Here is a 10,036-nt window from a genome sequence, read left to right as displayed (position 1 = left end):
CCTGCCGACAGTTGACCTGTTACCCATGTCGCCGGTCTATTCTGTTACCCATGTAGCCGGTTAGGACCCTCCGAACACCTCTCCCCGTCGGGGAGAGGTGATCCCGGACGCCGATCGAACCTGACTCGATCCCGCTCTAGAACCGCTGCGAGACGCCGAAATAGAATCCGCGGCGGGGTCCGTATTGCGGGGCGAACACGCCGATGCCGGAGCCGTCGCGGATCTGGTAGATCGTGTCGAACGCATTGACCACGTCGAATCGCACCGTCGTCGGCTTGTTCGGCGCGACGATGTTGAAGTCGTGCGAGAGGCCGAAATTGACCTGCGTGTATCCGGGCAAATGATCGGTGTTGGCAAAGCCCGAGCGCAGGCCACTGCCATAGACCATCGACACGCTATAACGCGTGCCCTCCCAGAGATAGGAGGCGCCGGCCGACGCCGACAGCATCTGCGCGTGGTCGGTGTAGATGTAGTGGCCGTCGATATAGGAGAGCTCGTCCGCGCCGAACAGATACTGGTTCGAGACCACGTTGGTCGCGATCTGCTTGGCCCAGGCGAGGTTGGCGTAGGCGCTGAAATTGCCGTTCTTGTAGGTCGACTTCAGCTCGACGCCGACATTCTCGCCGCGATCGTAGTTGAAGCCGCTCAACACATAGGCCGCGCCGAACTGGCCGTCGTCGAGCAGGTCGCGCGCCTTCTTGTAGTAGGCGTCGGCGCCGACCTCGAGGCCGGGGATCGCATAGACCTTCTGCGTCACGCCGACGTCGAACACGTGCGACCGCTCCGGCAGCACCGGGCTGTTCAGCCCGACCTCCGGCGTCTGCGTGTTGGCAGGCGCGCCGGGCGGAGTGACCAGCGCAAGATTGACGGGGGCGGCGATCACCTGCGAGGGCGGCGTGAAGTTGCGTGCATAGCCGGCGTGGAACGTGGTGCCCTCGAACGGTTTCCAGGTCAGGCTGACGCGCGGGCTGAGCTGGTTCGCATCGACATATTGGTACATCTGGTCGAAGCGCAGGCCGGCATTCAGGGTAAGATTGTTGGTGATCTTCCATTCGTCCTGCACGTAGGTTCCGATCAGCCAGCCGGTCTTGGCGCTGGAATCGAACACCGAGAACGGCGCGTCGATCGTGCCTGCGCCCGGATCGACGGGATCGACCAGCGGCAACACCGTGGTCCCGCTGTTGACCAGCGTTCGCTCCGCGCTCACCGACAGGCCGAAGCGCAGCGTGTGTGCATAGCCAATGCGCCAGGCGGTGTCCTGCTGAAGGCCGTTGACCACGCTCTGGCGGTAGACGTCCGAGGACGCGCCGTTGAAGACGAGATCGCCGATCGGATCGGGGTAGAAGTGCAGCAGGCTGGTGCGATTGAAATACGAAGTCTGCGTGTCGAACTCGCCGTTCGAGGTCTGGTAGGAGACGACGTTGAACTGGTTGAACTCGTTCTGGTGCTCGTTGAGCCGCGACGAGTCGAAACTCGAGACGCCGAACGCCGTATTCGCAGGCGTCTGGCCGGGATTGTTCGGAATCTGGAACGTCGCATTCGACACGCCGCTCACGAAGGTGAGGCGGCTGGTCGGATCGATCATCGTGGAGAGATAGAGAAATCCCTTCTCCTGGTTGGTGCGGTCGTGGATCGCATTGACCGACGGCGTCGGGTTCTCGATGCCGAGATTGTTCTGGAGAAAACGTCCCGACAGGAAATACTGCGTCTGCCCCGCCGTCCCGCCGTATTCCACGTTGGTCGAGATGGTGCCGTTGCTGCCGCCATAAACGCCGACCACGCCGGAATTGTTGAAAGCATCGGCCTTGGTCTGGATGTCGAGCACGCCGGCGGTGCGCTGGCCATACTGCGCCGGCAGCGCGCCGGTGAGCAGGCTCATGCTGCCGACGATGCCGGTGTCGAGAATCTGCCCGAACGCGCCGACGCCGTCGGGAAGCATCACGCCGTTGATGCGGTATTGCAGATTGGCGTGCTCGTTGCGGATATGCAGGTCGCCGCTCGCCGCCGAATCCTGGGTGACGCCGGGGAATTGCAGCAGCACCTTGTCGAGCGAGGCGTTGCTGCCCTGCGGCAACGCCTCGATGGCCTGGCGCGTGAGCGTGTGAGCCGTCGCCCCGCCGGGCGGAAGCACGCTTTGGCGCGCGGCATCCAACCGGTTGCTCTGGCCCTCGACGGCGGCGGGCGCCTCGGCCTGCGGCCGTGCCTGCGAGGCTGAACGTCGCCTGTCGACGGCGACGCGAACTTTCGGGCGGTGCGGCGCCTGCGTTCGCTTTGGCGCATCGACCTCGACGCTGGGGAGCGTCGTCATGGGGGCGGTTGTCTGCGCCGTGGCGCTGCTGCCGGGATGAAATAGGGTGAGTGCGGCAAGGCTCGAGCCCGCCAGGATTGCTTTTGAAGACACCATTGTCCTGATTTCCGATCGCGCACCGCCGCGCTCGTCCGGAGCACCTGCAGGCAGCACGCGCCGTCGACACGCGACGGATCGTGTTCGATAGCCTCGCGGAATCGGCGCAAAGCGCGGCCGACGCCGAAGGCAGCTCAATCGATCGACATCAGGAGGCGGGAGGAGCGCGCGGCTGGAACGCGTGGCTTGCCGATTCCAGATGGACGAATTCGGCATCGGTGGTGCGGTAGAGCAGTTCGACCGCCTGCGGCAAATGCAGCAGGGGCGGCGTCGCGAACACGACCGTTCCCGCCATCGCGACCAGTGCGCAGATCGCGCAATTGTCGTCGCCCGGCTTTTCGCGATCGTGATTGGTCGGTGACTGCTTCTGGACCGCCGCGCTGTCGGGCGATGCGATGCTCTTGGCGCCGTCGGCCAGTTGGGCCTGGGCGAGAGGAGCAGCCTGCGCGAACCAGTGGCTATGGCCGAAGGTCAGCGCGAACTGCACCAGCATCGCGAACATCGCGAGCCGGGCGCCGTGCTTGATATTCGACCGGAACCACTTCATCCAAAGGCACCCTACATCGCGAGCCGCCGACCTGATGTCGCGATGTTATAATGTAACATCGCCCGATCGGCTGGCGGATGTCAACCACGAGAGGATCGACGCGCATAGGCGAGCTGGCCGATGTGGTGTTCGGGCAACGAGAACGCTCTCTCCGTTCCCCCCACAAGGGAGGAGGGAACGGACCGTCGTCCGAGCGCTAGGTGAGCCCCTCGAAGATTACCGCCCCTCGCGAACCCACGTCGCGGCAAACGCGCCGAGCAGCAGCAGGAGGCCGATCAGGCCGGCGAAGATCGGCAGCACGCCGACGCCCTTCACGACGCTGGCGTCGCGCATGCGAACGCCCATCCAGCCGTCACCTGAAAACACGCTGGTCGAGCGCACCGGGACGATGCGTGGCAGCTCGACGCTGCCGCCGTCCGCGATCCGCACCGAATTGCCGCCCGTCGCCTGCGTCAGAGGCTTCAACGTGTCGGCGGTGGAGGTGACTTCCGAAAATTCCTTCGGATTGGTCGGGCCGACATTGATCAGCGCCTTCAACGTGCCGTCGGTCGCCTGCCACAGGCCGAGCTCGTTGGCCGGCAGGCTGGCACGCCACTCGCCGGGGTCGCCGGGGCTGAGCGTCACATCATGCGACACGCCGGAGGGCGAGGTCACGCTCACGGGCTGCACGCTGTCAGCCATGGTCTGGCGCACGACCACGAGATCCTTGCCCTGCACCTGCATGCGCAGCGCCTCTTCATCGAGGTCCGGCTGCTTCATCAGCCAGTGCGACATGCGCCTGAGCAGATCCAGATGCGGGCCGCCGCCCTCATAGCCGCGCGCCCACAGCCAGATGTGGTCGGACAGCAGCAGCGCGACGCGGCCCTCGCCGAAGCGCGACAGGAACAGCAGCGGCTTGCCGTCCGCGCCCGTCATGACAGGCGGGTTGACCGAATTGCGGGTTTCGACGGTGCGGAAGAAGCGGCTCCAGTGCGGCGGCTCGAACGCCGAGCCCTCGAGCCCGCGCGTCACGGGATGGCGTTTGCCGGTGTCGGAAAGATGCGCATAGAACGGCTTCTCGGTGACGCCGACCGGCTCGGCCGGCAGCACCGTGTCGAGCGGCGTGCGCCAGATGCTGGTGTTGGAGGCGTAGTCGGGACCGGCCGAGACCAGCACCGCGCCGCCGCCGCGCACGTAGCGCGCGATGTTGTCGAAATAGGCGATCGGCAGCACGCCCTGGCGGGCGTAGCGATCGAAGATGATCAGCTGGAATTCGTTGATGTGCTGCTGGAACAGCTCGCGCGTCGGAAATGCGATAAGCGACAATTCGTTGATCGGCGTGCCGTCCTGCTTCTCCGGCGGACGCAGGATGGTGAAATGCACGAGATCGACGCTGGCGTCGGACTTCAGGAGATTGCGCCAGGTGCGCTCGCCTGAATGCGGCTCGCCCGACACCAGCAGCACGCGCAGCTTGTCGCGCACGCCGTCGATGGCGACGACGGCGCGATTGTTCACCGGGGTCAATTCTCTTTCGAGCGGCGAGGCCTCGATCTCGACGATGTTGGGACCGGCATGCTTGATCTCGACGTCGACGCTTGCGCTCTGGCCGCTCGAGAGCGTGCGCTCGTTGATGACCTCGCCGTCGCGGCGGACCGTGACCTTGGCGCGCTCGCCGCTGACGCCCTGGTCGTCGAGCTTGTAGGTGATGGTCTGGTTCTGGCCGACGATGCCGAAGCGCGGCGCCGCCGTGATCGCGATGCGACGGTCGCGCTCGTCCTTCTGTCCGGTGATCAGCGCCTGCACCGGCGCCTGGAAGCCGAGCGCGGCGGCGTTGGCCGGGATGTCGTGGACGCGGCCGTCGGTGATCAGGAAGGCGCCGGCGACGCGGTCGACCGGCACGTCCGACAATGCGGAGGCCAGCGCGCCGAACAGCTTGGTGCCGTCGGTCTCGCCGTCGGCCTGTCCGGCATCGACGACGCGCACCTCAAGTCCCTTGATCTTCTTCAGGCTGTCGACCAGCGCCTCCTGCGCCTTCGCGGCCTCCTGGTTGCGCTTGCCGAAATTCTGGCTCGGGCTCTTGTCGACGACGACGGCGGCGACCGAGGTGAGGGGATCGCGGTCCTCGCGCGTGAAGGAGGGATTGGCGAGCGCCAGCAGGAACAGCGCCAGCGCAGTGACGCGCACCGCCGTACCGCGCGCCCGCGCGAGCAGCAGCACGATCGCGATGAGGACGATCGCAGCGAGCGCGATCCAGAGGACGATCGCGGGGACGAGCGGCGTGAAGGCGATGCCGTAGTTCATCTTGATCCTATTGGCCGAGACGTTCGATCAGGGCCGGTGCGTGCACCTGGTCGGCCTTGTAGTTGCCGGTCAGGGTGTACATCACGATGTTGACGCCGGCGCGGTAGGCGAATTCGCGCTGGCGCGGCTCGCCCGGGGTCAGCGGCAGCATCGGCTGGCCGTCGGGACGGAGCGCCCAGGCGCCGGCGAGGTCGTTGGAGGTGATGATGATCGGCGAGACACCATCGCCGCCGCGCGCGGGGCGCTGGGCGTTCTCTTCGTCGTCCTCGCGCGGCAGCGCCTCGACCCAGGTCTGGCCCGAGTTGAAACGGCCGGGGAAGTCGCGCAGCAGGTAGAACGTCTTTGTCAGCACGTGCTCGCGCGGCACCGGCTCGAGTTCGGGCACGTCGAGCGAGGACAGGATCTCGCGCAGTGCCTGCATGCCCGGCGTTTGCGAGGCGCCGTTCTCGCCGGGCGGGGCTTCGATGGCGTCGCGGGTGTCGAAGATCACGGTGCCGCCCTGCTTCATATAGGCGTCGATCTTGTTGATGGCGTCCTGCGGCGGCTTCGGCGTGCCCGGCACGATCGGCCAGTAGATCAGCGGGAAGAAGGCGAGCTCGTCACGTGCGGGATCGACGCCGACGGGATCGCCGGCCTCGAGCGCAGTGCGCTGCGCCAGGAACAGCGTCAGGCCGGACATGCCGGCCTTGACGATGGAATCGACGTCGGCATTGCCGGTCACGACATAGGCGAGGCGGGTCTGCGACGTCGCTTTCATCGCGAAATCATCCGACGCGCTGTCGGCGCGCGACGGCGTCGGCGAGAGCACCGCGATGCCTGCGAGCAAGACGCCGAGCAGGATCATCGCGGGCGCGGCGCGACGGCGCAGCAGTGCGGCGAGGCCGCCGCCGAGCAGCGCGACGATGATGGCGTCCACCAGAAACAGCGCGAGCGATGTCGACAGCAGCCAGCCGCGGAGGTCCCGCGGCTCGGCATTGGTGTAGGTGGCGCGCCGGGCGTGCAGGGACGCGGTGTCGAGGGCTGCGATGCGGTCGGCGCTGGCGAGCGTGTTCACGGCGAGCGGTCCTTCTGCCGGACCGTAGAAGCCGGGCGGATGGTCCGGCGTGGCGCGGTCGCGATAATCGGCCGTCAGCGGCTTGGCGGTGGCGGGCGGCGGGCCGAAAGCGCCGAAGCCGTCGAGCAGATGCAGCGGCGCCAGCGTTTCGGCGCCGGCTTCGCCGGCAACGCCGGCGCCGGGCTTGGCGGTGTAGCCGGACATGTCGACGATCCGCCTCAGCATCTCGACGAAGGTGCCGGACATCGGCAGATCCGACCAGCGCATGTCCGCGCTGACATGGAACAGGCTGACGATGCCCTTGCCGCGATGCTCGCCGGTCACGAGCGGCGTGCCGTCTTCGAGCGAGGCCCAGCTCTTGGTGGCGAGCACCGCGTCGGGCTCGGCCAGCACCTGCCGGCTCACGGTGACGTCCTTGGGAACGGCGACGCCGGCAAACGGGCCGTCGGAGGTGAAGGCGGCCAGATGCTGCGGCTTCTCCCAGGTTAGGCTGCCGCCGAGCGTGCGGCCGCCCTTGCGCAGCTTGACCGGCACGAGATCGTCCTCGGCCTGCGCCAGCCGGGGCCCGGCGAACCGCACCAGCACGCCGCCCTGCTCGATCCAGGCGTTGAGACGCTCGCGCAGTTCCGGCGCGACCGTGCCCACATCGGCGAGTATGATCATCGGCAGCTTCTGGTCCAGAAACTGCGTGATGCCCTGCTGCGGCGAGCCCTTGTCGGCGAGCCGCACGTCGGCGAACGGCGCTAGTGCGCGCGTCAGATAGAAGGTCGGCGCCAGCAGCGGCTGCGACGTTTCGCTGGTCGAACCGGAGACGATGCCGATGGCGCGGCGGCGCCAGCGCTTGTCGAGCAGCTGCACCGCGCCGGCCGAACGCTCGCCGGAGATTTCGAGCCGCGAGATGTCGTTGCGCAGTTCGACCGGCAGGTCGAATGCCGCCTCGGTCTCCTTGTCCTGCGGTCCGAAGGTGAAGCGCGCCTCGCCGATCGGCGAGGCCTTCTGGTCGAGCGCCCGCACGGTGCCGGCGAGAATGCCGCTATCGGTGCGCAGCACCTTCACCGTCATCTTCGCCGCCGCGTTTTCCGCCGCGACCAGCGCCAGCGGAGAGGAGGTGCCGCCTTCGAACAGCGTCAAGCTGCGGTCTCCGATGGTCTTGCCGAGCCCGGTTACGAACTCGTCGCCGCGGCCGGTGTCGACGCCGTCGGACAGCCAGGCGATCTCGCAGTCGCCGGTCGCCTTCAGGAAACGATCGATGGCGGCAAGGGTTTCAACGCGGTCGATCGAATAGGGTTTTGGCACGATCTGCCGCAGCGCAACCCGCGCCGCGCCCGCCGGCATCAGGGTGATGTCGCGGTTCGGCTCGGACAGCGGCACCAGCGCAATCGCGCGGCGGTCGTTGTCGGCATTGGCGATCAGCTCGTCGGCGGCCCGGATCCTGGTGTCCCAGTTCGACGCGGCGCTCCAGCCGTCGTCGAGCATGATCATCAGCGGTGCCTTGCTGGCGGCGAGGCCAACTTGCGGATTCCAGATCGGGCCGGCGGCCGCGAAGATCACCAGCGCTGCGGCGAGCAGCCGCAACGCGGTCAGCCACCACGGTGTCCGTGCGGGCGTCTCTTCCTTCGGCGCGATCTCGAACAGCAGCCGCGTCGGCGGAAACTCGATGCGGCGCGGCCGCGGCGGCATGACGCGGAGCAGCCACCACAGCACCGGCAGGCTGATCAGGCCGATCAGCAGCAGAGGTTCGGTGAAGGCGAGCGGCAATCCCATCATGCGGCCGGCCCCGCCTTGATCGAGGTGATGCGCGCGCCCGACTTGCTCACCTGCATGCCGGCATGGAGGAACAGCAGGAGCTCGGCGGCCGAGCGGTCGGTCGCATGCGTCGTGAACAGCCAGTCGAGCTTGCTGGTCTCGGCGCGGATCTGGTCGCGGTGCAGCGCGAGCCGCATGGTGTAATCCTGCGCCCAGCTCTCGGCGCGGCCGGCGGTGATCATGCCGAAGCCCTCGGGCTCGACGAACTCGACGCGGCCCGAATAGGGGAAGCTCTCTTCGGCGGGATCGACGACCTGCACCAGCGTGCCATGCGCGCCGGAGCCGGACAGGCCTGCGAGCGTGGCCCTGATCTCCTGTAGCGGCGACCAGAAATCCGACAGCACGATGGTCTCGGCCAGCGCCGCCGGCACGAAGGAGGGCGGCAGGCTCAGTCGGTCGGCATCGTCATGCAGCATCGCCTGCGCCATCTTGTCGATGACGCTGCGGCTCGCCGTCGGCGCCATCAATCCGGGAATGCCGACGCGTTCGCCGCCCGCGACCAGCAACTCGGCCAGCGCGAAGGCGACGATCAGCGTGCGCTCCAGCTTGGACTCGCGCGCGGTCTTCGAGGCGAACGCCATCGACGGCGAACGGTCGGGCCAGATCCAGACCGTGTGCGAAGCTTCCCATTCGAGCTCGCGGACATAGAGATGGTCGTCGCGCGCCGACCTCCGCCAGTCGACGTTCTGCGACGGCTCGCCCGACACGAAGCGGCGGTACTGCCAGAAATTCTCGCCGGAGCCGGCGCGGCGCCGACCGTGCAGACCGTGGATGACGTTGGCGGCGATGCGGCGGGCTTCGAGCACCAGGCGCGGCAAGGAAGCGGCGAGCGTACGGCTTTCGCCATCGGCACGTCGGATCGCGATGATCTCCTTCGCTGTGTGCCCGTTCTCTGCTGCCATCAACCGATCCGCGTCTTCAACTGCCTGATCACGTCCGGAATCGTCCGGCCTTCCGCGCGTGCCTGGAACGTCAACGCCATGCGGTGCTTCAGCACGGGCTCGGCGAGGTCGAGCACGTCGTCGATCGAGGGCGCGAGACGTCCGTCGATCAGCGCGCGGGCGCGCACGGCGAGCATCAGCGACTGGCTGGCGCGCGGGCCGGGGCCCCAGGCGATCAATTTTCCAGCCTCGCCGCTCTCGGCGCCCGGACGGGCCGAACGCACCAGCGACAGGATCGCCTCCACCACGGAATCGCCGACCGGCAGGCGGCGCACCAGCCGCTGCGCCGATATCAGCGCATCCGCACTCATCGAGCCCTTCGCCAGCGTCTCCTCGGCCCCTGTCGTCTCGAACAGGATGCGGCGTTCGGCGTCGCGATCGGGATAGTCGACGTCGATCTCCATCAGGAAGCGGTCGAGCTGGGCTTCGGGCAGCGGATAGGTGCCTTCCTGCTCCAGCGGGTTCTGCGTCGCGAGCACGTGGAACGGCTTCGGCAGGTCGTGGCGCGCGCCGGCGACGGTGATGTGCTGCTCCTGCATCGCCTGCAGCAGCGCCGATTGCGTGCGCGGGCTGGCGCGGTTGATTTCGTCGGCCATCAGGAGCTGCGCGAACACCGGACCCGAGATGAAGCGGAACGAGCGCTTACCCGCGGTGCTCTCGTCCAGCACTTCGGCGCCGAGAATGTCCGACGGCATCAAGTCGGGCGTGAACTGGATGCGCTTGGCATCGAGGCCGAGCGTGACGCCGAGCGTCTCGACCAGTTTTGTCTTCGCAAGGCCGGGCACGCCGATCAGCAGCGCATGGCCGCCGGAGAGGATCGTGACCAGCGTGTTCTCGATCACGCGGTCCTGGCCGAAGATGACGGACGCGATCGCGTCCTTCGCCGCGCGAATCTGCGCCGACACCTGCTCGGCCGAACGGACGATCCCGTCTTCGAGTTTCTCGACACTTTCCGCCATACGTTCGCTCCTTAAGTCCGCCACGCGGCTTTCTTGCGTCGTCGA

General features: G+C 67.3%; 6 protein-coding genes. All 6 read right to left on the bottom strand.

Going from position 1 to position 10,036, the window contains the following annotated elements; genetic code table 11:
• Positions 1-136 precede the first annotated feature (136 nt).
• Positions 137-2,404 (bottom strand): TonB-dependent receptor, encoded by a 2,268-nt coding sequence (locus tag QY049_RS33400; protein ID WP_258762886.1) that lies wholly within the window; start codon positions 2,402-2,404, stop codon positions 137-139.
• Between the two features lie 148 nt (positions 2,405-2,552).
• Entirely contained in the window at positions 2,553-2,951 is a 399-nt protein-coding gene (locus QY049_RS33395; protein WP_258762885.1) for a DUF2946 domain-containing protein, read from the bottom strand.
• Between the two features lie 216 nt (positions 2,952-3,167).
• On the bottom strand, positions 3,168-5,231 hold the full coding sequence (locus QY049_RS33390; RefSeq protein ID WP_258762884.1) for a hypothetical protein: 2,064 nt from the start codon (positions 5,229-5,231) through the stop codon (positions 3,168-3,170).
• 7 nt (positions 5,232-5,238) lie between these two features.
• Positions 5,239-8,052, bottom strand: a complete 2,814-nt coding sequence (locus QY049_RS33385; protein WP_258762883.1) for a DUF4159 domain-containing protein — start codon at positions 8,050-8,052, stop codon at positions 5,239-5,241.
• The gene (locus QY049_RS33380) at positions 8,049-8,993 is read right to left on the bottom strand and encodes a DUF58 domain-containing protein (protein WP_258762882.1); all 945 of its coding nucleotides are present in this window, start codon (positions 8,991-8,993) and stop codon (positions 8,049-8,051) included. The genes QY049_RS33385 and QY049_RS33380 overlap by 4 nt, the downstream gene beginning before the upstream one ends.
• On the bottom strand, positions 8,993-9,991 hold the full coding sequence (locus QY049_RS33375) for a MoxR family ATPase (RefSeq protein WP_194477367.1): 999 nt from the start codon (positions 9,989-9,991) through the stop codon (positions 8,993-8,995). The genes QY049_RS33380 and QY049_RS33375 overlap by 1 nt, the downstream gene beginning before the upstream one ends.
• Positions 9,992-10,036: the final 45 nt, after the last annotated feature.

Origin of the sequence: Bradyrhizobium sp. WYCCWR 13022 (genome assembly GCF_030435535.1) — a bacterium.
GTDB lineage: Bacteria > Pseudomonadota > Alphaproteobacteria > Rhizobiales > Xanthobacteraceae > Bradyrhizobium.
The sequence above is the reverse complement of the archived record's forward strand: the minus strand, read 5'-3'. Positions and strand labels throughout refer to the sequence as shown.

Coding starts and splice junctions, on each gene's coding strand:
- QY049_RS33400 (WP_258762886.1), bottom strand. CDS start 2,404: ATGGTGTCTTCAAAAGCAATCCTGGCGGGCTCGAGCCTTGCCGCACTC.
- QY049_RS33385 (WP_258762883.1), bottom strand. CDS start 8,052: ATGATGGGATTGCCGCTCGCCTTCACCGAACCTCTGCTGCTGATCGGC.
- QY049_RS33375 (WP_194477367.1), bottom strand. CDS start 9,991: ATGGCGGAAAGTGTCGAGAAACTCGAAGACGGGATCGTCCGTTCGGCC.
- QY049_RS33380 (WP_258762882.1), bottom strand. CDS start 8,993: ATGGCAGCAGAGAACGGGCACACAGCGAAGGAGATCATCGCGATCCGA.
- QY049_RS33395 (WP_258762885.1), bottom strand. CDS start 2,951: ATGAAGTGGTTCCGGTCGAATATCAAGCACGGCGCCCGGCTCGCGATG.
- QY049_RS33390 (WP_258762884.1), bottom strand. CDS start 5,231: ATGAACTACGGCATCGCCTTCACGCCGCTCGTCCCCGCGATCGTCCTC.